Raw genomic sequence first — 25640 nt, 5'->3', positions numbered from 1 at the left:
GTGCCCGAAACCACAGCTCCGCGCCGCGTGCCGGACTACTTCGGACTCGTGTGGACCCGGCTGCTCGCCGTGCTGACCTATCTCGGGCTGCGCAAACAGCGCCCCGCCGACACCGCTCCCGCGGACACCGATCGCGGCGACTACGGCAAGACCGTCGCCCGCCTGCACGACGACGAGCGCGAGGTCGGACCGCTCAACGCCGAGGAGACCCGCAGGCTGCGCCGCATCAAGCTGTTCGGCGCCACCGGTTCGGTCCTGATCCTCATCGGTGCCCTCGGCACCGGGGCGGTGCCGGTGCTGCAGAACCCGGTCGCCGGGATGCGGGTCCTGTCGCTGCCGTCGCGCATGTTCGGTACCGCGCTCGCACTGTCGATCGGCGGTGCGATCACCCTCGTCGTCGCGTGGCTGCTGCTCGGCCGGTTCGCGGTCGGCCGGTTCAGCGTCGAGGTGCGGCACGGCCGGAGCCCCGAGCGCCGGATGAGCCGCCGCCAGGCCGACCGGACCCTCATGCTGTGGATCGCACCGATCGTCGTGGCTCCCCCGCTGCTCAGCAAGGACATCTACTCCTACCTGGCCCAGAGTGCGATCGCGTTCCGCGGGATGGACCCGTACTCGGTGAGTCCGGTCCGCGGACTCGGCGTCGACCACATCCTGACCCGCTCGGTCCCCAACCTGTGGCGGGACACCCCGGCGCCCTACGGCCCGTTCTTCCTCTGGATCGGCGAGGGCATCACCAAGATCACCGGCGACAACATCACCGCCGCGATCTTCCTGCACCGCATCGTCGCGTTGATCGGTGTGGCGCTCATCGTCTGGGCACTGCCCCGACTCGCCCGACGCTGCGGGGTGTCATCGGTGGCCGCGCTATGGCTCGGCGCGATGAATCCGCTGGTCATCCTGCATCTGGTCGGCGGCATCCACAACGAGGCCCTGATGCTCGGGCTGATGCTCGTCGGCCTCGAGCTGAGTTTCCGCGCGATCTACGGCGCCGACCGCCTCCGCAGACCCGGCACCCTCGTCCCCACCCGGGCGGGCTGGCTCCTCATCGCCGGGGGCGCGGTTCTCGCGGCGTCGGCCATGATCAAGGTCACGTCGATGCTCGCGCTGGGCTTCGTCGGCATCGCCCTGGCGATGCGCTGGGGTGCCACCCTGCCCGCCCTCCGGCACGCGCCCATCCGCGAGTGGTGGGACCGGTCGCGCTCGTCGGTCTACATGCTGAGCGCGTCCGCGGCCTTCTACGTGGTGGTCCTCGGCGTCGTGATGATGGGCATCTCGCTCGGCACCGGGCTCGGTTTCGGCTGGACCGGCACGTTGTCGACGGGTGAGATCGTCCGCTCCTGGATGTCGATGCCGACCCTCCTGTCGGTGACCACCGGACGGATCGGCGTGACCCTGGGGCTCGGTGAGCACACCCAGGCGATCCTCGAGGTGGCCCGCCCCATCGGACAACTCGTCGCCGCACTGTTCATCGTCCGGTGGATGCTGGCCACCCTCGGCGGCCGGCTCCATCCCCTCGGCGCCCTCGGTGTGTCGATGGCCACAGTCGTGCTGTTCTTCCCGTTCGTCCAGGCCTGGTACCTCCTGTGGGCTGTGATCCCCCTGGCAGCGTGGGCGACCGGCGCCTGGTTCCGGATCTCCACCATCGCCGCGTCGGCGATCATCGCCATCGTGGTGATGCCCACCAGTTCCAACACCAGCGGAGTGGTACTGGCACAAGGACTTCTGGCCGGCGTGATCATGGTCGCGGTTCTCACCGCGCTGTTCTTCGAGGACCGCGCGCCCGGCCGCCGGCGTCGTCGTGGACCCGCTCCGGACGACCACGAGACCCCGGCCGACCCGGCGTCGGCACGACGATGAGCGCATGCGCGGTGGGCCGGGTCACCGCTTTTCGTCCCTGGGCTCCGAGCGCCTAGTCTGACCTGTGTGCGAAGCACGACCTCTCGGCAGATCAGCGACGACGATCGAGTGAACGATCGTCGGCTCCGCGATCCCGGGTCCGCCCCCGGCGAGGCCGCCGCGGATCGGCCCGGTTCCACCGGTCCCGCGGTCGAGATCAGCGGTCTGGTCAAGCGCTTCGGCGACCGCACCGCCGTTGACCGGCTCGACCTCACACTGCGGCGCGGCGAGATCCTGGCCCTGCTCGGGCCCAACGGAGCGGGCAAGACGACCACCGTCGAGATCTGCGAAGGATTCACCACGCCCGACGCCGGCACCGTCCGCGTCCTGGGCCTCGACCCCGTCGCCGACAACGACGCGCTCCGGCGCCGCATCGGCGTCATGCTGCAGGGCGGCGGCGCCTACCCGGGCGCACGCGCCGAGGAGATGCTGCGCCTGGTCGCGGCGTACGCGGCCGACCCCATCGATCCCGACTTCCTCCTGGAGGCACTCGGCCTGACCGAGGTGCGCCGGACGTCCTACCGCCGTCTGTCCGGCGGCCAGCAGCAGCGGCTCGCGCTGGCCTGTGCGGTCGTCAACCGGCCCGAGCTGGTCTTCCTCGACGAACCGACCGCGGGGCTCGACGCCCACGCCCGGCTCGTCGTCTGGGAGCTCATCGACCGTCTGCGGGCCGACGGCGCATCGGTGCTGCTGACCACGCACCTGATGGACGAGGCCGAGGAACTCGCCGACCACGTCGCGATCATCGACCACGGGCGGGTCGTCGCCGACGGCACACCCGCCGACCTGACCAGCACGGGCGCGGAGAACGAACTGCGTTTCACCGCACCGCGCGGTCTCGACCTGTCGATGCTGGTCCTGGCGCTGCCGGAGGATTACCACTGCACCGAGGCCACCCCGGGTTCGTACCTGGTGATCGGCCCGATGACGCCGCAGGTGCTGGCCACCGTGACCGCGTGGTGCGCGAAGATCAACGTCCTCGCCACCGATCTCCGGGTCGAGACCCGCAGCCTCGAAGACGTCTTCCTCGACCTGACCGGACGGGCCCTACGACCGTGACCTCCTCCGTTCCCACCGACGCGCAGCGTTCCGGCACGTTCCCCGACGGCCTGTTCCGCCCAGCACCGCGCCCGGCGTCCCTGCCGGCGATGATCGCGGCCCAGTCGACGCTCGAACTGAAGCTCCTGCTCCGCAACGGCGAGCAACTGCTCCTCACGATGTTCATCCCGATCACGCTGCTCGTCGGCTTGTGCCTGCTGCCGATCGACACCGGCTTCGGCGCCGGCCCGGCAGAGCGGGCGGCGCTGTTCGTCCCGGCGATCCTGACCGTCGCGGTGATGTCGACGGCGTTCACCGGACAGGCGATCGCCGTGGGCTTCGACCGTCGCTACGGGGCACTCAAACGGCTCGGCGCCACCCCGATCCCGCGCTGGGGGATCATCGTCGGCAAATCGATCGCCGTGCTCGTGGTGGTCGCGTTGCAGTCGGTGATCCTCGGCGCGATCGGTGCCGCGTTCGGCTGGCGCCCGAGTCCCGTCGGCCTGCTCATCGGCGCGGTGGTCCTGGTGGTCGGGACCGCGTGCTTCGCGGCGCTCGGCCTGCTGCTCGGCGGCACGCTCAAGGCGGAAGTCGTCCTCGCGCTGGCGAATCTGCTGTGGTTCGCGTTCATCGGCCTCGGCAGTCTGGTCGTCGTCGATTCCAACGTCCCCGACGCCGTGCACTGGATCGCGCGGTGCATCCCGTCGGGGGCCCTGAGTGAGGCTCTCGAGATGGCCTCCAAGGGTTCGTTCGACGCCTTCGGGGTGGGTGTCTTGCTGGTGTGGGCCGCGGTGGCCGGCACCTTGGCGGTGAGGTGGTTCCGATTCCGATGACATCCGATACTTCGAACGCACCGGCCGGGTCCCGGTCCGGTGCGCGACCCTCGTCCACCGACGACGCCCCGCGCCCGCTGACCGGTCCGTGGCGATTCGTCCCCGGCTTCGGCCGGCCGACGGCACGATTCGTGCACCGCTGGGCGATCGCCCTGCTCATCTCGAACGTGGGCATCGTCGCCACCGGCGGTGCCGTCCGCGTCACCGGGTCGGGACTCGGATGCCCGACCTGGCCGCGGTGCACCGACGAATCCTTTGTGCCGCATGGCGAACTGGGCGTGCACGGTGCCATCGAATTCGGCAACCGCATGCTCACCTGGGTGCTGATCGTCATCGCCATCGCGACCTGGATCGCGGTCCTCCGCTTCGCCGGATCCGCCCGTCGCGACAAGTGGCTGGTCACCCTGATCGCGCTCGGCATCCCGTTCCAGGGGGTCATCGGCGGTATCACCGTGCTCACGCAGCTCAACCCGTGGGTCGTCGCGCTGCACTTCCTGCTGTCCATGGCCCTGGTGTCCGCGGCCGCGGTGCTCGTCTTCCGGATGCGTCCCTATCCGGCGCCAAACGCGCCCGAGGCGGCCGACTCGGATGCCCCGCCGACCGCGACCCGCCGGCTGGGCATCTACCTTGCCTGGCTCGTCTACCTGGTCACCTGGATGGCGATCTACCTCGGCACGGTGGTGACCGGTTCCGGGCCGCATGCCGGTGATGCCGACGCCCCGCGCAACGGTCTGGACCCCGACAACGCGACGCAGCTGCATGCCGACGCGGTCTTCGCCCTGGTCGGTCTCTCGATCGCGGCGCTCGTCTACGCCCGCGTCTTCGCGCGGCCGCAGCAGCGGTCGGCAGTGGTGTTCATGCTGCTGTTGCTGCTGCAGGGGCTGATCGGGTTCGTCCAGTTCGCCACCGACCTGCCCATCGCGCTCGTCATCGCGCACATGTTCGGCAGCGCGGTCCTGCTGATCGGGGCCACCTGGCAGCTCCTGGTCGCCCAGAACTCAGTCGCGAAGAACCCGGACCCGGCGGAGACGGCCACGAAAAAGGCAGACCCGCTGCGCGAGTCTGCCTGATCCGGCCGAGGCCTCAGAGGATGGCGCGGTTGCGCGCCCGCGGGAAACGCTTCTGTCGCGCGACCCACCCCGCCATCTTGCGGTAGTGCGAGGTCGACACCGTCGTCTCCGAGGTGAGGTCGCGATCCCACTCGGCGATCTCGAGACCGTCGACTGCATCGACCACGGCCTGCGCGGTCACCAGATCGGGTACGACCCGGTCACCGAGGATGCCGTTCGCATCGCCGACCAGCGTGATCCGCACACCGGCGTCGCCGATCGCCTGGAGGACGACCTTCGCGCTGCCACCTTCGCGTGCGACGAACTTGCGTACCGAGGCGACGACCTCGGTGGGTGCCTCGACCTTCTGCTGCGTGCTCGAGTTCTCGTCGGCGGTGGTGTTCGTCATGGGGGTCAGCATACCGGGGCGATGTCGGCGTGTAGAACGGTGTCGTGCGAGCTATCCAGGTGACCCGCCACGGCGGCCCCGACGTCCTGACCTTCGGCAGCGTCGACGATCCGATTCCCGCTCCGGACGAGGTGATCGTCCGGACCTCCGCGGTGGGCGTGAACTTCATCGACACGTATCTGCGCCGCGGCCTGTATCCCTCGACGCCGCCCTACGTTCCCGGCACCGAGGGCGCCGGCGTCATCGTCGCGACCGGCTCGGAGGTGACCTCGCTGCAGGAGGGGCAGCGCGTGGCGTGGTGTGCGGCGCCCGGTTCGTACGCCGAACTCGTCGCGGTCCCGGCGTCGAAGGCCGTTCGGGTACCCGACGCGATCGACGACGCGGTCGCCGGCTCGTCGTTGTTGCGCGGACTCACCGCGCACTACCTCCTCGACGGGAGTGCCCATCCACAGGCCGGCGATCCGATCCTCGTCCACGCCGGTGGCGGCGGTGTCGGACTGATCCTCACCCAGCTCGCCAAGCGTCGCGGACTGACGGTCATCACGACGGTGTCGTCCGACGAGAAGGAGGAGCTCTCCCGGTCGGCGGGCGCCGACCATGTCCTGCGCTACGGCGAGGACCTCAGCTCCCGGGTCCGTGACCTGACCGACGGGCGCGGCGTGCCGGTGGTCTACGACGGTGTCGGCGCCGACACCTTCGAGCAGTCCCTGGCGTCGACGGCCATCCGCGGGATGGTCGTGCTCTTCGGGGCAGCGAGCGGTCCGGTGCCGCCGTTCGATCTCCAGCGGCTCAACCCGGCGGGATCACTGTCGGTCACCCGGCCGACGCTGGCCCACTTCACCGACACCGCCGAGGAACTCGACTGGCGAGCCGGGGAGTACTTCGAGGCGATCGTCGACGGCGACGTGGAGGTGCGCGTCGGTCAGCGTTACCGACTGGCGGATGCGGCAGCCGCGCACGCCGACCTGGAGGCTCGGGTGACGACTGGCACCACGGTGCTGCTGCCGGCCGGGGTGTGAGCCGGTCTCAGAAGTACGACGAGATGGTCTGCAGTCCGACGACCGCGTCGATCGCGAGTCCGCAGAACACGATGGCGAGATACTCGTTGGACTGCAGGAACACCTTCAGCGGGGCGACTTCGGCACCACGCTTGGTGTCGCGGTAGAGCTTGTGCACGCGCTCGAGGAACCAGCCACCGGCAGCCAGCGCGATCACGGTGTAGATCCAGCTGGTCGCCGGGATGAGCAGGAGCGAGCTGACCACGGTGAGCCACGTGTAGATCAGCATCTGCCGGGTGACGCGTTCCTCGGTCGCGATGACCGGGAGCATCGGCACGCCGGCCGCCTTGTAGTCCTCCTTGTAGCGCATCGCGAGCGCCCAGGTGTGCGGTGGCGTCCAGAAGAAGATGACGGCGAAGAGCACGATCGGCTGCCAGCTCAACGAGCCGGTGACCGCGGCCCAGCCGACGAGGGTCGGCATACAACCGGCAGCACCGCCCCAGACCACGTTCTGCCAGGTACGTCGCTTGAGGATGAGCGTGTAGACGCCGACGTAGAAGAGGATCGTCGCCGAGACGAGCAGCGCCGAGAGCAGATTGGCGGCGAAGTACAGCACTGCGAACGACGCCGCCCACAGCAGGAGACCGAAGATGAGGGCGCTGCGGGTCGCGACGGCACGGCGCGCCAGCGGACGCCGGGCGGTGCGCTTCATCTTCTTGTCGATGTCGGCGTCGGCCACCATGTTGAGCGTGTTGGCGCTCCCGGCTCCGAGCCAGCCGCCGATCAGGGTGAATGCGATGACCGCGATGTCGACGTGGCCGCGGTCGGCTTGCAGCATGACCGGAATCGTCGCGACGAGAAGCAACTCGATGACACGCGGCTTGGTCAGTGCGATGTAGGCGAGAACCGTCGCACGCACGCGCCCGGCCCACGACTGATCGGCCGGCGCGACCGGATCGGTCGATACCTGCGGATTCGATGCGGTGTCGGTCGAGTGAGATGCGGCGGAACTGTCCCCGCTCACACGCTCCCCTATCCTCACGAACACTCCTCGTCCGCCCGCACAGACGCCCGCGGGCTACTACAGAGCATGGTAGACGTTTGCCTTTGCGAACCGTGAATCGAGGCGGGGCGACGATGCGGGCGGGCCCACGACCGGCGACGACACCCGAACTCGCCGGTAACCATCGGTCGCCGCGCAGCGCGCGCCCGGCGCCGATTACTCTGGACTCGTACGCGCCGACGATCGTCGGTTGCCCGAATACGGATAGCCCCCAGTACCGATCGCCACTTGTACAAGACGGACCGAGTACGAATCGCACCGAGCAGGCACAGGAGACAATCAGCATCGTGGCCGACACAGACGAGATCCGCGCATTGACCACCCCCCGTCACCCGGACGACTGGACCGACCTCGACACCCGGGCCGTCGACACGGCCCGGATCCTGGCGGCCGACGCAGTGCAGAAGTGCGGAAGCGGTCATCCCGGCACCGCGATGAGCCTCGCGCCGCTCGCCTACACCCTGTTCCAGCGCGTGATGCGCCACGACCCGACCGATACCGACTGGGCCGGCCGCGATCGCTTCGTGCTCTCCTGCGGGCATTCGAGCCTCACGCTCTACATCCAGCTCTATCTCGGTGGCTTCGGACTCGAGCTCTCCGATCTCGAGGCACTGCGGACCTGGGACTCCCTCACGCCCGGCCACCCCGAGTTCCGCCACACGCGCGGCGTCGAGATCACCACCGGACCGCTGGGTCAGGGTCTGGCCTCGTCGGTCGGTATGGCGATGGCCGCCCGTCGCGAACGTGGCCTGTTCGACCCCGACGCGGCGCCCGGACAGAGCCCGTTCGACCACTACATCTACGTCGTCGCCTCGGACGGTGACATCGAAGAGGGCGTGACGTCGGAGGCCAGCTCGCTGGCCGGCACCCAGCAGCTCGGCAACCTGATCGTCTTCTACGACCAGAACCAGATCTCGATCGAGGACGACACCGACATCGCGCTGTCGGAGGATGTCGCCAAGCGCTACGAGGCCTACGGGTGGCACGTGCAGACCGTGGCGGGCGGCGAGGACATCGTCGCGATCGAGGCGGCGATCAAGGCGGCCCAGCAGGTCATCGACCGGCCGTCGATCATCTGCCTGCGCACGATCATCGGCTACCCCGCGCCGAACATGATGAACACCGGCATGGCCCACGGCGCGGCTCTCGGCGAAGACGAGGTCGCGGCGACGAAGAAGGTCCTCGGGTTCGACCCGGACAAGAACTTCGAGGTCACCGATGAGGTGATCGGCCACACCCGCAAGCTCGTCGACCGCGGAGCCGAGGAGCGCACCGCGTGGACGTCGTCGTTCGACGCCTGGGCGGAGAAGAACCCCGACGCGAAGAAGCTGTTCGACCGGCTGACCGCCCACGAACTTCCCGAGGGCTGGACCGACGTGCTGCCCAGCTGGAACGTGGGCGACAAGGACGTCGCGACCCGCAGCGCGTCGGGCAAGGTCCTCGGCGCACTCGCGCCCGTGCTGCCCGAGCTGTGGGGCGGTTCGGCCGACCTGGCCGGCTCGAACAACACCACGATGGACGGTGAGCCGTCGTTCGGACCGACGTCGATCAGCACCAAGAAGTGGTCGGCGAATCCGTACGGCCGCACCCTGCACTTCGGCGTGCGTGAGCACGCGATGGGATCGATCCTGTCGGGCATCGCCCTGCACGGCCCGACCCGCGCCTACGGCGGCACCTTCCTCCAGTTCGCCGACTACATGCGTCCCGCGGTTCGCCTCGCGGCACTGATGGAGATCGACCCGATCTACGTCTGGACCCACGACTCGATCGGTCTGGGCGAGGACGGCCCGACCCATCAGCCGATCGAGCACCTGGCCGCGCTGCGCGCGATCCCGAACCTCGACGTCGTGCGTCCGGCCGACGCCAACGAGACCGCCTACGCGTGGCAGCACCTGCTCACCCGTCGCAATCACCCGGTCGGCCTGGCGCTCACCCGTCAGAACATCCCGATCCTCGAGGGCACCTCGGCGCAGGGCGTCGCGAACGGCGGATACGTCCTGAGCGACTCCGAGGGTGACCCCCACGTCGTGCTCATCGGCACCGGCTCCGAGGTGTACCTCGCCGTCGACGCACAGAAGGCGCTGGCGGAGAAGGGAATCAAGGCGCGCGTCGTCTCGATGCCCTGTGTCGAGTGGTTCGACGAGCAACCGCAGGGGTACCGCGACCACGTGCTGCCGCCGTCGGTTCCGCGCGTCGCCGTCGAAGCCGGCATCGCCATGCCGTGGTACCGCATCGTCGGTGCCGGTGGCGAGATCGTCTCGATCGAGCACTTCGGGGCCTCCGCCGACTACAAGGTGCTGTTCACCAAGTTCGGCATCACCGCCGAGGCCGTGACCGCGGCCGCCGAGCGCGCCGTCGCCGGCTGAGCGCCCACAACCCAGAGGAGAGAATCGTGACCCAGAACGAGAAGCTCGCCGAACTGTCCGCCGCCGGAGTGTCGGTGTGGCTGGACGACCTGTCCCGGGACCTGATCAGCTCAGGCGATCTCGCGGATCTCATCGCAACCAAGTCGGTCGTCGGGGTGACCACCAACCCGTCGATCTTCCAGGCCGCGCTGTCGACGGGCAACGCCTACGACGACCAGGTCAACGAGTTGGCCGCACGAGGCGCCGATGTCGACGCCACCATCCGGACGGTCACCACCGACGACGTGCGCAACGCCTGTGACGTCCTCGCCCCGACCTTCGAGTCGACCGACGGCGTCGACGGACGCGTGTCGATCGAGGTCGACCCGCGCCTGGCCCACGACACCGATGCGACGGTCGCGCAGGCCGTCGAGCTGTGGAAGATCGTCGACCGGCCGAACCTGCTGATCAAGATCCCCGCCACCGAGGCCGGGCTCCCCGCGATCAGCAAGGTCATCGCCGAGGGCATCAGCGTGAACGTCACGCTGATCTTCTCGGTCGAGCGCTACGAGAAAGTCATCGAGGCCTATCTCGACGGCCTCGACGCCGCGGCACAGGCCGGGCACGACCTCTCGCGCATCCACTCGGTCGCGTCGTTCTTCGTGTCGCGGGTGGACACCGAGATCGACAAGCGACTCGACGCCATCGGAACCCCGGAAGCCGTCGACCTGAAGGGCAAGGCGGCACTGGCCAACGCGCGCCTCGCGTACTCGGCGTACCAGCAGGTCTTCGAGGTCGAATCCCGCTTCCCCGACCTGCTCGCCAAGGGCGCCCGGCCACAGCGCGCCCTGTGGGCGTCGACCGGTGTGAAGAACCCGGACTACCCGGACACCCTGTACGTGAGCGAACTCATCGCACCGAACACGGTCAACACGATGCCCGGCAAGACGATGGACGCCTTCGCCGACCACGGCTGGGTGAACACCGAGTCCATCATCGGTCGCGCCGCGGAGTCGCAGGAGATCTTCGACAAGATCGCCGCGGTGGGCGTCGATCTGACCGACGTCTTCCTGGTCCTCGAGAACGAGGGTGTCAGCAAGTTCGAGGACGCGTGGAACGATCTGCTGAGCGCGACCGCCGAACAACTGTCCGCGGCGAACAAGGGCTGACGCGCAGGTGGCCGGAGGCGAGGGTTCAGGCGGATCCGGTACTCGGACCGACCCTGGTACGTGGACCAATCCGCTCCGGGACCCACAGGACAAGCGGCTGCCGCGCATCGCGGGACCGTGCAGCCTGGTCATCTTCGGGGTCACCGGTGACCTGGCACGCAAGAAGTTGATGCCGGCGGTCTACGACCTCGCCAACCGCGGCCTCCTGCCGCCGTCGTTCGCCCTCGTCGGGTTCGCCCGGCGCGAGTGGACCGACGAGGACTTCAGCGCCGTCGTCCACGACGCCGTCCGGGAACACGCACGAACCGGATTCCGCGAAGAGGTGTGGGAACGCCTGGCCGAGGGATTCCGGTTCGTACAGGGCGCCTTCGACGACGACGCCGCCTTCGACACGTTGCGGGACACGCTCAAGTCGCTCGACGTCGAACGCGGTACCGACGGCAATCATGCGTTCTACCTGTCGATCCCGCCCAAGGCGTTCCCCGAGGTCTGCGAGCAGCTCGAACGCAGCGGGCTCGCCGCCCCGACCGGGGACAGCTGGCGGCGGGTGGTGATCGAGAAGCCGTTCGGTCACGACCTCGAGTCCGCGCGCGAGCTCAATTCGATCGTCAACAACGTCTTCCCGGAGTCATCGGTGTTCCGCATCGATCACTATCTGGGCAAGGAGACGGTCCAGAACATCCTGGCCCTGCGGTTCGCCAACCAGCTGTTCGACCCGCTGTGGAGTTCGCATTACGTCGACCACGTCCAGATCACCATGGCCGAGGACATCGGTCTCGGCGGCCGGGCGGGTTACTACGACGGCATCGGCGCGGCCCGCGACGTCATCCAGAACCATCTGCTGCAGCTCATGGCCCTGGTCGCGATGGAAGAGCCGATCTCCTTCGAGCCCAAGCAGTTACAGGCCGAGAAGATCAAGGTCCTCGCCGCGACGCGCAACGTCCTGCCGGTCGACGAGAACACCGCGCGCGGCCAGTACGGACCCGGTTGGCAGGGCAGCGAGAAGGTTCCCGGCCTCAAGGAGGAAGAGGGCTTCGCGAAGGACTCGACGACCGAGACCTTCGCCGCCATCGCCCTCGAGGTCGACTCCCGCCGCTGGGCGGGCGTGCCGTTCTATCTCCGCACCGGCAAGCGGCTGGGGCGCCGGGTCACCGAGATCGCGCTCGTCTTCAAACGCGCTCCGCACCTGCCGTTCGATCAGACCATGACCGAGGAGCTCAGCCAGAACGCGCTGGTCATCCGGGTCCAGCCGGACGAGGGCATCACCCTGCGCTTCGGTTCGAAGGTCCCCGGGTCGAGTATGGAGGTCCGGGACGTCAACATGGACTTCAGCTACGGCACCGCTTTCACCGAGGCGTCGCCGGAGGCCTACGAGCGGCTCATCCTCGATGTCCTGCTGGGTGAACCGTCGCTGTTCCCCGTCAACGAGGAGGTCGAGTTGTCATGGCGCATCCTCGATCCGGTACTCGAGCACTGGGCCGCGTCGGGGTCGCCCGACACCTACGAGTCCGGGACGTGGGGTCCGCGTTCGGCCGAGGAGATGATGGCCCGCACCGGTCGCGCGTGGCGCCGGCCGTGACGAGAAGTCCGCACGCCCTCACCGACCGGTCCGTTCAGGAGGCCACCCGATGATCGTCGAACTGCCGAACACGTCGACCGGCAAGGTCGCGAAGAAGATCATCGAGGTGCGCGCGGCCGGAGGTGCGCTGAGCCTGGGGCGCGTCCTCACGCTGGTCGTGTGCGTCGAGCTCGGTGAGCCGATGGAGGGTGCGATCGAGGCGGCGGTCGGCGCCAGCCGCGAACACCCCAGCCGCGTGATCGTCGTGTATCGCGGTGTGCGCGAGGGCGACTCGCGACTCGACGCGCAGATCCGCGTGGGTGGTGATGCCGGCGCCTCCGAGGTGGTGGTGCTGTCGCTGCAGGGCGAACTCGCCGACCACCCGGACAGTGTCGTGACCCCTTTCCTCCTCCCCGACACCCCGGTCGTCACCTGGTGGCCGGGTAAAGGGCCGGAGCGTCCGGCCGCCGATCCGCTCGGCAAGCTCGGTCACCGGCGCATCGTCGATGCCGGCAAGGCCGACGACTCGGTCGCGGTTCTCGCGCAGCGGCTCGAGACCTACTCCCCCGGCGACACCGACCTCGCCTGGACCCACGTCACGCACTGGCGCGCGATCTTGGCCTCCGCGTTCGACCGCCCGCCCCACACCCCGGTCACCGAGGTCCAGGTGACGGGTGCGCAGAACTCGCCGTCGGTGGATCTGCTCGCCGGCTGGCTGCGGTCGACCCTGCAGGTTCCGACACGACGACGCCGCGGCAGTTTCGAGATCCGGCTCCTCCGTGACGACGGCCCGACCATCCTCGCGGTGGACGAGGAGAACAACGCGGTGCTCTCGATGCCGGGCAAACCCGACGGACGGGTGGCGATGGGCAGACGCGAACTGCCCGCGTGTATCGCCGAGGAATTACGACGACTCGACACCGACGAGGTGTATGTCGAAGCGCTCAAGGGAGTGCCCGAGGTCGAGTTCGCAGACGACGCCGAAGGAGTTGCCGCCCGATGACCACCGAGACCCTCGTCTTCGATTCCAAGCACGAACTGATCGAGACCGCCGCCACCCGTTTCGTGGATCTCGTCACCCGTGCGCAGGCCGAACGTGGCGTCGCCAGCGTCGTGCTGACCGGCGGCAGCAACGGAATCGGGATTCTCACGGCACTCGCCGCCGACAGCGGCACCATCGACTGGTCCAGGGTCGACATCTACTGGGGCGACGACCGCTTCGTCCCCGCCGACGATCCGGAACGCAACTCCGGTCAGGCGCGCGAGGCGCTGCTCGACAAGGTGCCCGTCGACCCGTCGCGGGTGTTCCCGATGGCCCCGTCGGACGGCCCGCTCGGTGACGACATCGAGGCGGCCGCCGCCGACTACGCCGCGATCCTCGCCGGCCGGTCGAGCGACGGTGTGGCTCCGGAGTTCGACCTCCACCTCCTCGGCATGGGCGGTGAGGGGCACGTCAATTCGCTGTTCCCGCACACCGCGGCCACCGCCGAGACCACGAAGTCGGTGGTGGCCGTCGAGGATTCGCCGAAGCCGCCGGCGCGTCGGATCACGCTGACCCTGGCCGTGGTGAACCGCTCGCGGCAGGTGTGGTTCCTGGTCGCCGGGGCCGACAAGGCCGAGGCCGTCAGCGCGGCCCACCGGGGTGCGGATCCGGCCGACTGGCCCGCCGCCGGCGCCCGCGGCACCGAGGAGACGATCTGGTTCCTCGATGATGCGGCCGCCGCCGGCCTGACCTGATCTCGGCTAACCCGAATTGCGCAGCGCGGTCGCGAGGCCGTTCATCGTGAGCTGGATCCCGCGGCGCACGATCGGGGTGTCCTCCCCTGCCCGGAAACGGCGGAGCAACTCGACCTGCAGCAGGTTCAGCGGTTCGAGGTACGGGAACCGGTTGTAGACCGACCGCTTCAGCGCGGCGTTGTCGTGGAGCAGGTCGTCGGTGCCGGTGATCTTCGCGCACATCGCGATCGTGCGTTCGTGTTCGTCGACGATCATGCCGAACACCTTGTCGCGCAACTCCTCGTCGGGAACGAGCTGCGCATACCGGTGCGCGAGACCCATGTCCGACTTCGCCAGCACCTGGGCCATGTTCGACATGACGGTCCGGAAGAACGGCCACTTCGCGTAGTAGCGGCGCAGGGTCTCCAGACGGTCCGGGTCGTCGGCGACCCACTCCTCGAACGCCGACCCCGTGCCGTACCAGCCGGGCAGCATCACGCGCGACTGCGTCCACGAGAGGACCCACGGGATCGCACGCAGATCGGAGATCTTCTCGGTCTGCTTGCGCGACGCCGGACGACTGCCGATGTTCAGCGCCCCGATCTCCGACAGCGGCGTCGACGTCGTGAAGTACTCGACGAACCCCGGGGTCTCGTGCACCAGGCGGCTGTACGCGGCGCGGGCCTTTGCCGCGATGTCGTCCATGATCTCGTAGGCCGAGTCGGATTCGTCGCCGAGGCCCTCGGTGTCCAGGAGCGAGGACTCGATGGTCGCGGCGAGCAAGGTCTCGAGGTTGCGTCGCGCCGCCACCGGCTCGGCGTACTTCGCGGCGATGATCTCGCCCTGCTCAGTGATACGCAGCGAGCCCTGGACCGCGCCGGGCGGTTGCGCCAGGATGGCGTCGTAGCTGGGTCCGCCGCCGCGTCCGACGGTGCCTCCGCGCCCGTGGAACAGCCGCAACCGGATCCCCGACTCCGACGCCGCGTCGACGAGATCGAGTTCGGCGCGGTAGAGCGCCCAGTTGGCGGCCATGTAGCCGCCGTCCTTGTTGGAGTCGGAGTAGCCGAGCATGATCTCCTGGATCCCGTTCTGGGACTCGACCATTGCCCGGTAGAACGGGACATCCAGGATCGCCAGCAGTGTCTGCGCGCCCTGCTGGAGATCCTCGATGGTCTCGAACAGCGGGACCACGCGGACCGTACAGCGCGGCGATCCGCCGTTCGGATCGTAGAGGCCGGCCTCCTTGAGGAGGATCAGCGCCTCGAGCATGTCACTCACCGAGGTGCACATGCTGATGATGTAGTTGGGCACGGCCGCCGGCCCGAAGGTCGCGACCGCTCTCGCGGCTGCCCGGACGATTCCGAGCTCCTTGGTCGCGAGCTCGCTGAGTTCGGCGTCGGGGCTGGTCAAGGGACGACGCGCGCTGAGCTCGGCCGACAGGATCTCGATCCGCGCGGATTCCTCGAGGGAGGCATAGTCCGGATGCACCCCCGCCCACGCGAGCAGTTCGGCGACCACTTCCTCGTGTGTGTCGGAGTTCTGCCGCATGTCCAGTCCGGACAGGTGGAAGCCGAACGTGCGCACCGCTTCCCGCAGTGCGAGCAGCCGATCGTCGGCGATCGGGTCGTCGTTGTTGGCGCGGAGCGCGCCGTCGATCACATCGAGGTCGGCGAGGAGTTCGGCCGCGTCGCCGTACGGTTGTCGTCCGTCGATCAGATTCTCCTCGCTCGAGGTGAGGAAGTCGCCGTCGAACATGTCCCGCGCGGTCGCCAGCAAACGGGATCGGATGACGCGCAGGGCGAGTCGGAAGGGTTCGTCGGCGCCCGGATCGTCGGCGCCGGCGCCGGCGAGGTCGAACAGCGTTGCACTGGCGTCGATCAGCCGCGCTGACATGCTGAGTTCCTGTGCGAGACTCTCGAGTTCGGTCAGGTGGTGTCCGACGGCGGCCTGCGCCGCGAGGGTGGTGGCCAGGGTCACCACCTCGGAGTTCACGAACGGATTGCCGTCGCGGTCGCCGCCGATCCACGACCCCATCCGGATCATCGGATCGTCGGCCAGCCCGGCATCGGGGTATGTCGAGCGCAGAGCGGCCCGCACCGCGGTGTTGATGGCCGGCACGACCTCGAAGAACGACGCGTCGTAATACCGCAGACCCGAACGGATCTCGTCCTGGATGGTGAGACGTTCGAGGCGGATGAGGGCGGTCTGCCACAGCGTCAGGATCTGACGCCGGATGGACTCGGTGACCGCCGCGTCCTCGTCGGGCGTCAGCTCGGTCCGGCCGCGGAACCGCATCAGCTCGGTGATGCGGTTCTGGGCCTCGAAGACGGTGCGGCGCCGGGTCTCGGTGGGGTGTGCGGTGATGACCGGGATCACCGCGGCGTCGGACAGGGTCCGGCCGACCTCGTCGTCGCCGAGACCCGCCTCGGCGAGCTTGCGGTAGGTGGCGGCGAGACTGCTGTCCTGGGGCGGGTCACCGGCCCGGACGTGAATGGCTCGACGCCGCTCGCGGTGGATGTCCTCGGCCAGATTGGCCAACAGCGCGAAGTGACTGAACGCGCGGATGACCGGGACCGCGGTGGAGATGTCCAGGTCGACGAACATGTCGGCGAGTTCGGTCCGGTCGATCTCGTTGCGACGCACGCGGAACGCGGCCACACGGGCGGCTTCGACGAGATCGAAGACGTCGCTTCCGGAATGTTCGCGGACGACGTCGCCGAGGATTCCGCCGAGGAGGCGGATGTCCTCGCGCAGCGGTTCGGTGAGTGCCCGGCCCTCGTCGTCGACGACGATGTGGTCGACGATGGAGATGGATGGGCGCCAGTCCGGGACTCCCCGTGCGGGGACGGTTTCACTCATGCCGTCAAGTATCCCGGCATCGCCCGGGCGCGGCATCCCGAGATGCTATCCGGACAGTTTGATGTCGACGCCCACGCCGACGATGAAGATCACCCAGATGAGTCCGACGAAGATGGTCAACCGGTCGAGGTTGCGTTCGACGACGCTCGAGCCCGACAGGCTGGACTGGACACCGCCGCCGAACAGCGACGACAGACCGCCACCCTTGCCGCGGTGCAGCAGGATGAGCACGATCAGCAACACGCTGGTCACGATCAATCCGATGTCGAGTGCACCTTGCACAGTCACGAGTCGCAACGCCCTTCCGTAAAGCCCCTACATACAGCTGTGGCAGGCCGGCCCGATCGACGAAGTGAATCGACTCGAGGCCAACCTGCCACAGTGTACGCGTGGGTATGACCCGTCAGGGCAAGGGGCCACCCGCGGCGATCGCCGACAGCGTCGCGAACTCGTCGGACTTCAATGATGCGCCGCCGACCAGCGCGCCGTCGACGTCCGGACGTCCGACGAGGTCGCCGACGTTCTTGGCGTTGACCGATCCGCCGTAGAGGATGCGCACCGACGCCGCGGTCTCGGCGTCGGCGATCTCCACCAACGCCTCGCGAATGGCCTTGCAGACCTCCTGCGCGTCGTCCGCGCCGGCCACGCGGCCGGTGCCGATCGCCCAGACCGGCTCGTAGGCGATGACGGTCTTGGCGATCTCCGCCGCGGACAGACCGGCGAGCGAACCCTTGAGCTGCGCGACGTTGTAGGCCACGTGCTCGCCTGCCTCGCGGACCTCGAGCCCCTCGCCGATGCACACGATCGGGGTGAGCTCGTGCTTGAGGGCGGCCTTGGTCTTGGCGAGCACGATCTCGTCGGTCTCACCGTGCAGCGTGCGACGCTCCGAGTGTCCGACGACGACGAACGTGCAGCCCAGCTTCGCGAGGAACGCTCCGCTGATCTCGCCGGTGTAGGCACCCGAGTCGTGCTGCGACAGGTCCTGCGCACCGTAGGTGAGCAGGAGCTTGTCCCCGTCGACGACGGTCTGCACGCTGCGGATGTCGGTGAACGGTGGGATCACCGTCACGTCGACCTTCTCGAAGTACTTCGCCGGGAGGGCGAACGCGATCTTCTGAACCAGCGCGATGGCCTCGAGGTGGTTGAGGTTCATCTTCCAGTTGCCCGCGATGAGCGGTTTACGAGTTGCCATGGATCAGCTCTCCAGAACCTTCAGTCCGGGGAGTTCCTTGCCCTCGAGGTACTCCAGCGATGCGCCACCTCCGGTGGAGATGTGCGAGAAATCGGAGTCGGGCAGACCCAGGGTGCGCACCGCGGCCGCCGAGTCGCCGCCGCCGACCACGGTGAACGCGCCGTTGCCGGTCGCGCCCGCGATGGCCTCGGCGACACCGCGGGTGCCCGCCGAGAACTTCTCGAACTCGAACACCCCCGACGGGCCGTTCCAGAAGATCGTCTTGGCACCCGAGAGGACCGCGGCGAATCGCTTCACCGACTCCGGTCCGATGTCCAGGCCCATCCAGCCGTCGGGAATGGCGTCGGAGGCCACCGTGTCCGACTCGGCGTCGGCGGCGAACTTGTCGGCCACCACGACGTCGACGGGTAGGTGGATCACGTCGCCGAACCGCTCCAGCAGGCTCTTGCAGACATCGATCTGATCTTCCTGCAGGAGCGACGTTCCGACCGAATGTCCCTGTGCAGCAAGGAAGGTGAATGCCATCCCGCCGCCGATGACCAGCGTGTCGACCTTGGGTGCCAATGCCTCGATCACGCCCAGCTTGTCCGAGACCTTCGACCCGCCGAGGACGACCGCGTAGGGACGGGTCACCTCGTCGGTGAGCTTCGACAGGACGTCGACCTCCGCGGCCACCAGCTCCCCCGCGTAGTGCGGGAGCAGCTTGGCGACGTCGTAGACCGAGGCCTGCTTGCGGTGCACCACCCCGAAACCGTCGGAGACGAACGCGCCGTCGTCGCCGACGAGCTCGACGAGCGCCTTGGCGAGCTTCTCGCGGTCGGCGTCGTCCTTGGAGGTCTCCCGCGGATCGAAGCGGATGTTCTCCAGGAGCAGGACGTCGCCGTCGGTGAGACCCTCCGCACGGGCGAGCGCGTCGGTTCCGACGACGTCACCGGCCAGCTGCACGTTGCGGCCGAGTTCCTCGCCGAGACGGGCGGCGACCGGCGCCAGCGAGAACGCCGGATCCGGCTCACCCTTCGGACGACCCAGGTGCGCGGTGATGATCACCTTGGCACCGGCGTCGATGAGTGCGTTGAGCGTCGGCAGGGACGCGAGGATGCGACCCGGATCGGTGATCGTCGACCCGTCGAGCGGGACGTTGAAATCCGACCGGACCAGCACACCCCTGCCCGAAACACCTTCCTCCAGAAGGTCTTTCAGAGTGGGAACACCCATGAGGCGTTGACTCCTAAAGTCGTTGGGGGGCGGGTCAGAGCGACTTGCCGACGAGACCGATGAGGTCGACGAGGCGGTTGGAGTAGCCCCACTCGTTGTCGTACCAGGACACGACCTTGGCCTGGTCGTCGATCACCTTGGTCAGGCCGGCGTCGAACAGCGAGCTGTGCGGGTCGGTGACGATGTCGGACGAGACGATCGGCGCATCGTAGTACTTGAGGATGCCCTTGAGCGGACCGTCGGCCGCCGCCTTGAGCGCCGCGTTGATCTCGTCGGCCGTGGCGGTCTTCGACAGCTGCGCGGTGAGGTCGGTGACCGAACCGGTGGGGATCGGGACGCGCAGCGCGTAACCGTCGAGCTTGCCCTTCAGCTCCGGGAGCACCAGGCCGATGGCCTTGGCGGCGCCGGTCGAGGTCGGCACGATGTTGATGGCCGCGGCGCGTGCGCGACGCAGGTCCTTGTGCGGGCCGTCCTGGAGGTTCTGGTCCTGGGTGTAGGCGTGGATGGTGGTCATCAGGCCCTTGACGATGCCGAACTCGTCGTTGAGGACCTTCGCCAGCGGGCCGAGGCAGTTGGTGGTGCACGAGGCGTTGGAGATGATGTTCTGGCTGCCGTCGTACTTGTCGTCGTTGACGCCCATCACGATGGTGATGTCCTCATCCGACGCCGGGGCGGAGATGATGACCTTCTTGGCGCCGGCGTCGAGGTGTCCCTGAGCCTTGGCGCGAGCGGTGAAGATGCCGGTCGATTCGACGACCACGTCGACGCCCAGATCGCCCCACGGGATCGCGGCCGGGCCCTCCTTGACCTCCAGGGCCTTGATCTTCTGCTCACCGACGACGATGGTGTCGTCGCCCTCGAGGGTGACGTCGTCGGAGAGGCGACCGAGGATGGAGTCGAACTTCAGCAGGTGCGCGAGGGTCGCGTTGTCGGTCAGGTCGTTGACCGCGACGATCTCGATGTCGGTGGTGCCCAAAGCTTTTTGCGCTTCGACGGCACGGAAGAAGTTGCGGCCGATCCGGCCGAATCCGTTGACGCCTACCCGAACAGTCACAGTTGTGCTCCTTAGCGGTATTCATGGTCGGGCCTGGTGGTCAAGCCCTGTCTGGCCGCGCGTGAGCGGTCAGCGAAAGCACACCTGAGTGGTCACGCCTCCGCGCACGTCGACACCAGCCTAGTAGGCGACCCTGTGCTCGGCACACCGCAGGTCCGGGTCACGCGCGCCGGTGGACCGCCGGCGCGTGTCTCAGGCCTCGTCGAGCAGCTCGGAGGTGACCGCGGACTCCGTGTCGGGGATGCCGTCCTGGCGCGCCTTCTTGTCGGCCATCGACAGCAGCCGCCGGATTCGACCGGCGACGGCGTCCTTGGTCATCGGCGGGTCGGCGAGCTGGCCGAGCTCCTCCAGCGACGCCTGCCGGTGCGTGATGCGGAGCTGCCCGGCGGCGATGAGATGGTCGGGCACCTCGTCGCCGAGGATGTCGAGGGCGCGTTCCACGCGGGCCGCGGCCGCGACTGCCGCACGCGCCGAGCGACGCAGGTTGGCGTCGTCGAAGTTGGCCAGGCGGTTGGCGGTCGCACGGACCTCCCGTCGCATCCGGCGTTCCTCCCAGACGAGCCGCGTGTCGTGGGCACCCATGCGGGTGAGGAGCGCCCCGATGGCCTCGCCGTCGCGGATGACGACCCGGTCGGCGCCGCGGACCTCACGCGCCTTGGCCGTGACACCGAGCCGCCGCGCCGCACCGACCAGGGCGAGTGCCGCCTCCGGTCCGGGGCAACTGACCTCCAGGGCCGACGACCGGCCGGGTTCGGTGAGCGATCCGTGTGCGAGAAATGCTCCGCGCCAGGCGGCCTCGGCGTCGGCCACACTGCCGCCGACGACCTGTGCGGGCAGGCCGCGCACGGGCCGGCCGCGCAGGTCGAGGAGTCCGGTCTGCCGCGCCAGGCCCTCGCCGTCCTTGGTGATCCGCACGATGTAGCGCGCCGACTTGCGTAGTCCGCCGCCACGCAGGACGTGGACGTCGGAGGCATAGCCGTACAGGTCGTGGATCTCGCGCCGCAGCCGGCGCGCCACGTTGCCCATGTCGACCTCGGCCTCGACCACCACGCGGCCCGCGACGATGTGCAGGCCGCCGGCGAAACGCAGCAGCGCCGACACCTCGGCTCTCCGGCAACTCACCTGAGTCACCGACAGGCGACTGAGTTCGTCCTTCACCGCCGCCGTCATCGCCACCGGTACCTGTCCTCCTGTCAACAGACCACACGTCCCTCGAAGAATCGCGGAGACTTCGCCTGGGTCAGGCGTCCGCTCGGCCAGAGTAACGGGTCAGTTCACCTTCGCACAGTTCGTTCACCACGGCGGCGACTTTCGCCGGGTCATGGACCTGTCGGCCGGGCACCGCGACGTCCCCGACATTCAGTTCCGCACCGAACAATCCGGCCGCGCGTTCGAGGTGATCGCGTTCTCGTCCGGCCGGAACCGAGGACGCGTCGACGAGGACATGATCGACCCGGAGGGTGTTCGCATGCGCGTGCAGCACGTGCAGGTGACGCTCGACGGAGAACCCCGGGGTCTCCCCCGGCTCGGGTGCCAGATTGACCACGAGCACCTTGCGGGCGGGACTGCGCTGCAAGGCCTTCAGCTGCTCGGGCACCAGCACGTGCGGAATCACGCTGGAGAACCACGAGCCCGGCCCCAGCATCACGAGGTCGGCCGATTCGATTGCCGCGAGCGCCGATTCGCAGGCCGGCGGGTCGTCGGGCAGCAGGCGGACGCGACGCACCTTGCCGGGGGTGGTGGCCACCGCCACCTGCCCGCGGATCTCGCGACTGATCCGTGGGTCGGCCTCGAGTCCCGAGACGTCGGCCTCGATGTCGAGCGGCACGGTCGACATCGGAAGCACGTGACCCTCGATGCCGAAGATGGTCCGCAACTCGGCGAGTGCTCCGACGGTGTCGCCGAGCACCTCGGTGAGTCCGGCGAGGAGCAGATTGCCGATGGGATGCCCGGCCAGGGCCCCACGGCCACCGAATCGGTGCTGGAGGACCTCGGCCCACAGTTCGTGGCGGCGACGAGCGGCCGGGTCGGCGGCCGAGGAGTCCTCCAGTCCCGGCGGCGTACTCATCAATGCGGCGAGCGCCATTCGCAGGTCGCCGGGCGGGATGAGTCCGAGTTCGGCGCGCAGGCGCCCGGACGAACCCCCGTCGTCGGCGACGGTGACCACCGCGGTGATGTCGGCGCTGAGGTAGCGCATCGCGGTCAGTGTCGCGTAGAGGCCGTGGCCGCCGCCGAGGGCGACGATCCGCGGCTCCCGGGCACTCATTCGCGCCCCAGGTCGCGGTGCATGACCCGGACGTCGTAGGACGCGGTCCCGGCGTCGTCGACGGCGCGGCGCAGACGAGCCGACAGTTCCTCGGCGATGGCCACACTGCGGTGCTTGCCGCCGGTGCAGCCGACGCTGATCGTCATGTAGCGCTTGCCTTCTCGCAGGTAACCGCGGCCGACGATCGAGACCAGGCCAGTGTAGAGGTCGAGAAATCCGTCCGCGTCCGGCTGGCCGAGGACGTAGTCGCGGACCGGCGCCTCCCGGCCGTTGTGATCGCGCAACTCGTCGATCCAGTGCGGGTTGGGCAGGAACCGGACGTCGGCGACGAGATCGGAGTCGATGGGCAGCCCGTACTTGAACCCGAACGACTGCACCACGATCGACAGCCGGGGTTCGGTGTCGCCGGGCGCGACGCCCTCGACGATCGCGCGGAGTTTGGCCGCGGTCAGCGCGGAGGTCTCCACCACCAGGTCGGCGACGTTCTTGATCGGGGCCAGGATCGCGCGCTCGCGGGCAATGCCCTCGACGAGGGTCTCCTTGCCCTGCAACGGGTGCCGCCGGCGTACCTGTTCGAAGCGGCGGACCAGCACCTGGTCGCTGGCGTCGAGGTACAGCAGCCGGGTGCGGATCCCGGACTGTTCCAGGCTGTCCCGCAGTTGCTCGAGCTGGTGGGCGAGGTTGTCGTCGGAGGCGCGCAGCACCATCGCGAGCCGGGTGATCGAGGGATCGTCCGCCCGGACCATCCCGACCATCGTCGAGATAAGGGACGGGGGCACGTTGTCGGCGACGTACCAGCCGTCGTCCTCCAGCACGTTCGCCGCGGTGGATCGTCCCGCACCGGACATCCCCGTCACGAACAGCACGGTGAAATCGGTCCCGATCTGCGCCGCGGTCACCGTGCCCTCCACGTCGGTGTGGTCACTCATCGCCACCTCGTCCCGCGTCACCGGTCGCCACCGTCATCTCCTTCTCGGCTCCCGCCGGGGCCGGGGTCGGGGTCTGTTCGGGCACCGGGGCCTCGTCGGAGAGCGCGGACTTGACCGCGCGCGCCGTGGTGAGACCGATTCCGGGCACCTGGGATATCTCGTCCAAGGATGCCTCACGCAGCCGCGCGACCGATCCGAAGTGGGTCACCAGCGCGGTCCGGCGCGTCCGGCCCAGACCGGGGACGCCGTCGAGCACCGACTCGGTCATGCGCTTGCTGCGCTTGCTGCGGTGGAACGTGATGGCGAAGCGATGCGCCTCGTCACGGACGCGCTGCAGCAGGAACAGGGCCTGGCTGTTGCGCGGCAGGATCATCGGGTCGTCGTCGCCGGGCACCCACACCTCCTCGAGGCGTTTGGCGAGTCCGATCACCGAGACGTCGGTGATGCCGAGTTCGTCGAGCACCGCGGCCGCGGCGTGCACCTGCGGCGCACCACCGTCGACGACGTAGAGGTTCGGCGGGTAGGCGAATTTCCGGGGCTGTGCCGGCGTGTCGGCGGCGGCGCTGATCTCGCCGGACACCGGCGGCGGCGCGTCGGAGTCGGTGCGGTGCCGGAGGAACCGGCGGCGCGTGACCTCAGCGATGGATGCGACATCATCGGAGTGCCCCTCGCCGGCGGCGTGCCGGATCGAGTAGTGCCGATAGTCGGACTTGCGCGGCAGACCGTCTTCGAAGACGACGAGCGAAGCGACCACGTCGGTGCCCTGGACATGCGAGATGTCGACACACTCGATGCGCAGCGGTGCCTGGTCGAGCAGCAGCGACTCCTGCAGCTCGGTGAGCGCCGCCGACCGGGTCGTGAGGTCGCCCGCGCGCCGGAGCTTGTGCTGCGCAAGGGCTTCGCCCGCGTTCCGGGCGACGGTCTCGAACAGCGCTTTCTTGTCGCCGCGCTGCGGCACCCGCAGCCGGACGCGGCTGCCCCGGAGTCCGGACAGCCATTCCTCGAGTTCCTCGGCGTCGGACGGCAACTCCGGGACGAGCACCTCGCGCGGGATGGACTCCCCGTGTGCGCGGTCGGTACCGACGTCGACCGTGGCGTCGAAATCGACCTGGGCGCCGTAGAACTGGGTGACGAACTCCCCCACGACGTCGCCGTCGGTGCCGTTGTCGCTGCGCTCGACGACCCATCCGCGCTGACCGCGTACCCGCCCGTCGCGGACGTGGAAGACCTGCACCGACACCTCGAGCTGGTCACCGGCGAGCGCGATGACGTCGGCGGTGGTGCCGTCGCCGAGCACGACGGCCTGCTTCTCCATCGCGCGGCGCATCGCACCGATGTCGTCGCGCAACCGTGCGGCGCGCTCGAAGTCGAGGTCCTCGGCGGCGACGGTCATGTCCCGCTCCATCTTGCGGATCATCAGGTCCGTGCGGCCGGCGAGGAAGTCGCAGAAGTCCTCGACGATCTCGCGGTGCTCCTCGGCATCCACCCGCCCCACACACGGTGCCGAGCACTTGTCGATGTAACCGAGCAGGCACGGCCGGTCGATCTGCCGGTGCCGTTTGAACACACCCGCCGAGCAGGTCCGGGCCGGGAAGACCCGGGTGAGCAGGTCGACCGTCTCGCGGATCGCCCAGGCATGGGCGTACGGGCCGAAGTACCGCACGCCGCGCCGGCGCGGGCCCCGGTACACGAACAAGCGCGGGTACTCCTCGTTCAGCGTGACCGCGAGCATCGGGTAGCTCTTGTCGTCCCGGTAGCGGACGTTGAAGCGCGGGTCGAACTCCTTGATCCAGTTGTATTCGAGCTGGAGCGCCTCCACCTCGGTGCCGACGACGGTCCATTCGACCGACGCGGCCGTCGTCACCATCTGGCGGGTGCGCGGGTGCAGCGAGGTGATGTCGGCGAAGTACGACGTCAGCCTCGACCGGAGGTTCTTGGCCTTGCCCACGTAGATGACACGACGATGCTCGTCGCGGAATTTGTACACCCCGGGATCGGTCGGGATGGACCCCGGCGCGGGACGGTAGGTAGTCGGGTCGGCCACGTGTTCC

General features: G+C 68.7%; 21 protein-coding genes. 10 read left to right on the top strand and 11 right to left on the bottom strand.

The window, feature by feature from the left end; all coding sequences use genetic code 11:
* Positions 1 to 27: 27 nt before the first annotated feature.
* The 4 genes from mptB to CA982_RS11410 all read left to right on the top strand — a co-directional run bounded on the left by mptB (position 28) and on the right by CA982_RS11410 (position 4837).
* Positions 28 to 1857, top strand: coding sequence for a polyprenol phosphomannose-dependent alpha 1,6 mannosyltransferase MptB (mptB, locus tag CA982_RS11425; RefSeq protein WP_086535450.1), 1830 nt, complete (start codon positions 28 to 30; stop codon positions 1855 to 1857).
* A 108-nt stretch (positions 1858 to 1965) separates the two neighbouring features.
* Positions 1966 to 2955, top strand: coding sequence for an ABC transporter ATP-binding protein (locus tag CA982_RS11420; protein ID WP_425269072.1), 990 nt, complete (start codon positions 1966 to 1968; stop codon positions 2953 to 2955).
* Entirely contained in the window at positions 2952 to 3767 is an 816-nt protein-coding gene (locus CA982_RS11415) for an ABC transporter permease (protein WP_086535448.1), read from the top strand. The genes CA982_RS11420 and CA982_RS11415 overlap by 4 nt, the downstream gene beginning before the upstream one ends.
* On the top strand, positions 3764 to 4837 hold the full coding sequence (locus CA982_RS11410; RefSeq protein ID WP_086535526.1) for a COX15/CtaA family protein: 1074 nt from the start codon (positions 3764 to 3766) through the stop codon (positions 4835 to 4837). The genes CA982_RS11415 and CA982_RS11410 overlap by 4 nt, the downstream gene beginning before the upstream one ends.
* A gap of 13 nt (positions 4838 to 4850) precedes the next feature.
* On the opposite strand, the gene CA982_RS11405 is transcribed toward CA982_RS11410, so the two are convergent.
* Positions 4851 to 5237: a hypothetical protein gene (locus tag CA982_RS11405; RefSeq protein ID WP_086535447.1), complete on the bottom strand. Its 387-nt coding sequence runs from the start codon at positions 5235 to 5237 to the stop codon at positions 4851 to 4853.
* A gap of 32 nt (positions 5238 to 5269) precedes the next feature.
* Here CA982_RS11405 and CA982_RS11400 point away from each other — a divergent pair, with 32 nt between their 5' ends.
* On the top strand, positions 5270 to 6244 hold the full coding sequence (locus CA982_RS11400; RefSeq protein ID WP_086535446.1) for a quinone oxidoreductase family protein: 975 nt from the start codon (positions 5270 to 5272) through the stop codon (positions 6242 to 6244).
* Between the two features lie 7 nt (positions 6245 to 6251).
* Here the strand turns inward: CA982_RS11400 and CA982_RS11395 are convergent, their stop codons facing one another.
* Entirely contained in the window at positions 6252 to 7247 is a 996-nt protein-coding gene (locus tag CA982_RS11395) for a heme o synthase (RefSeq protein WP_086535445.1), read from the bottom strand.
* 326 nt (positions 7248 to 7573) lie between these two features.
* Here CA982_RS11395 and tkt point away from each other — a divergent pair, with 326 nt between their 5' ends.
* The 5 genes from tkt to pgl are packed head-to-tail and all read left to right on the top strand — an operon-like array spanning position 7574 to position 14095.
* The gene (tkt, locus tag CA982_RS11390) at positions 7574 to 9652 is read left to right on the top strand and encodes a transketolase (RefSeq protein WP_086535444.1); all 2079 of its coding nucleotides are present in this window, start codon (positions 7574 to 7576) and stop codon (positions 9650 to 9652) included.
* Between the two features lie 26 nt (positions 9653 to 9678).
* The gene (gene tal / locus CA982_RS11385) at positions 9679 to 10800 is read left to right on the top strand and encodes a transaldolase (RefSeq protein ID WP_086535443.1); all 1122 of its coding nucleotides are present in this window, start codon (positions 9679 to 9681) and stop codon (positions 10798 to 10800) included.
* A gap of 7 nt (positions 10801 to 10807) precedes the next feature.
* Positions 10808 to 12379 carry a glucose-6-phosphate dehydrogenase gene (gene zwf / locus CA982_RS11380; protein ID WP_086535442.1) on the top strand — a complete coding sequence of 524 codons (1572 nt, stop codon included), beginning with the start codon at positions 10808 to 10810 and terminating at the stop codon, positions 12377 to 12379.
* Between the two features lie 49 nt (positions 12380 to 12428).
* Positions 12429 to 13361, top strand: a complete 933-nt coding sequence (locus tag CA982_RS11375) for a glucose-6-phosphate dehydrogenase assembly protein OpcA (RefSeq protein WP_086535441.1) — start codon at positions 12429 to 12431, stop codon at positions 13359 to 13361.
* A complete protein-coding gene (gene pgl / locus CA982_RS11370; RefSeq protein ID WP_086535440.1) occupies positions 13358 to 14095 on the top strand; it encodes a 6-phosphogluconolactonase in 738 nt (245 codons plus the stop codon). Before CA982_RS11375 ends, pgl begins: the two co-directional genes overlap by 4 nt.
* A gap of 6 nt (positions 14096 to 14101) precedes the next feature.
* Here pgl and ppc read toward each other — a convergent pair whose 3' ends face one another.
* The 9 genes from ppc to uvrC all read right to left on the bottom strand — a co-directional run bounded on the left by ppc (position 14102) and on the right by uvrC (position 25633).
* Positions 14102 to 16933, bottom strand: coding sequence for a phosphoenolpyruvate carboxylase (gene ppc / locus CA982_RS11365; protein WP_086535525.1), 2832 nt, complete (start codon positions 16931 to 16933; stop codon positions 14102 to 14104).
* A gap of 45 nt (positions 16934 to 16978) precedes the next feature.
* Positions 16979 to 17215: a preprotein translocase subunit SecG gene (secG, locus tag CA982_RS11360; RefSeq protein ID WP_010841002.1), complete on the bottom strand. Its 237-nt coding sequence runs from the start codon at positions 17213 to 17215 to the stop codon at positions 16979 to 16981.
* A gap of 121 nt (positions 17216 to 17336) precedes the next feature.
* Positions 17337 to 18125, bottom strand: coding sequence for a triose-phosphate isomerase (gene tpiA, locus CA982_RS11355; protein WP_086535439.1), 789 nt, complete (start codon positions 18123 to 18125; stop codon positions 17337 to 17339).
* Between the two features lie 3 nt (positions 18126 to 18128).
* On the bottom strand, positions 18129 to 19340 hold the full coding sequence (locus CA982_RS11350; RefSeq protein WP_086535438.1) for a phosphoglycerate kinase: 1212 nt from the start codon (positions 19338 to 19340) through the stop codon (positions 18129 to 18131).
* A 34-nt stretch (positions 19341 to 19374) separates the two neighbouring features.
* A complete protein-coding gene (gap, locus tag CA982_RS11345) occupies positions 19375 to 20394 on the bottom strand; it encodes a type I glyceraldehyde-3-phosphate dehydrogenase (protein WP_068971581.1) in 1020 nt (339 codons plus the stop codon).
* Positions 20395 to 20586: 192 nt separating this feature from the next.
* The gene (gene whiA, locus CA982_RS11340; RefSeq protein ID WP_174316851.1) at positions 20587 to 21564 is read right to left on the bottom strand and encodes a DNA-binding protein WhiA; all 978 of its coding nucleotides are present in this window, start codon (positions 21562 to 21564) and stop codon (positions 20587 to 20589) included.
* 70 nt (positions 21565 to 21634) lie between these two features.
* Positions 21635 to 22660, bottom strand: a complete 1026-nt coding sequence (locus tag CA982_RS11335; protein ID WP_086535437.1) for a gluconeogenesis factor YvcK family protein — start codon at positions 22658 to 22660, stop codon at positions 21635 to 21637.
* Positions 22657 to 23589, bottom strand: coding sequence for an RNase adapter RapZ (gene rapZ, locus CA982_RS11330; protein WP_086535524.1), 933 nt, complete (start codon positions 23587 to 23589; stop codon positions 22657 to 22659). Before rapZ ends, CA982_RS11335 begins: the two co-directional genes overlap by 4 nt.
* The gene (gene uvrC, locus CA982_RS11325; RefSeq protein WP_086535436.1) at positions 23582 to 25633 is read right to left on the bottom strand and encodes an excinuclease ABC subunit UvrC; all 2052 of its coding nucleotides are present in this window, start codon (positions 25631 to 25633) and stop codon (positions 23582 to 23584) included. The genes rapZ and uvrC overlap by 8 nt, the downstream gene beginning before the upstream one ends.
* Positions 25634 to 25640: the final 7 nt, after the last annotated feature.

The organism is Gordonia lacunae (assembly GCF_002149015.1).
GTDB classification, from domain to species: Bacteria; Actinomycetota; Actinomycetes; order Mycobacteriales; family Mycobacteriaceae; genus Gordonia; species Gordonia lacunae.
This window is presented reverse-complemented; position numbering and strand designations above follow the sequence as displayed.

What these genes read in the sequence shown, in the direction of transcription:
- CA982_RS11410 (WP_086535526.1), top strand. Translation starts at nt 3,764, where the DNA reads ATGACATCCGATACTTCGAACGCACCGGCCGGGTCCCGGTCCGGTGCG.
- CA982_RS11405 (WP_086535447.1), bottom strand. Translation starts at nt 5,237, where the DNA reads ATGCTGACCCCCATGACGAACACCACCGCCGACGAGAACTCGAGCACG.
- CA982_RS11375 (WP_086535441.1), top strand. Translation starts at nt 12,429, where the DNA reads ATGATCGTCGAACTGCCGAACACGTCGACCGGCAAGGTCGCGAAGAAG.
- pgl (WP_086535440.1), top strand. Translation starts at nt 13,358, where the DNA reads ATGACCACCGAGACCCTCGTCTTCGATTCCAAGCACGAACTGATCGAG.
- ppc (WP_086535525.1), bottom strand. Translation starts at nt 16,933, where the DNA reads ATGAGTGAAACCGTCCCCGCACGGGGAGTCCCGGACTGGCGCCCATCC.
- tpiA (WP_086535439.1), bottom strand. Translation starts at nt 18,125, where the DNA reads ATGGCAACTCGTAAACCGCTCATCGCGGGCAACTGGAAGATGAACCTC.
- CA982_RS11350 (WP_086535438.1), bottom strand. Translation starts at nt 19,340, where the DNA reads ATGGGTGTTCCCACTCTGAAAGACCTTCTGGAGGAAGGTGTTTCGGGC.
- whiA (WP_174316851.1), bottom strand. Translation starts at nt 21,564, where the DNA reads ATGACGGCGGCGGTGAAGGACGAACTCAGTCGCCTGTCGGTGACTCAG.
- CA982_RS11335 (WP_086535437.1), bottom strand. Translation starts at nt 22,660, where the DNA reads ATGAGTGCCCGGGAGCCGCGGATCGTCGCCCTCGGCGGCGGCCACGGC.
- rapZ (WP_086535524.1), bottom strand. Translation starts at nt 23,589, where the DNA reads ATGAGTGACCACACCGACGTGGAGGGCACGGTGACCGCGGCGCAGATC.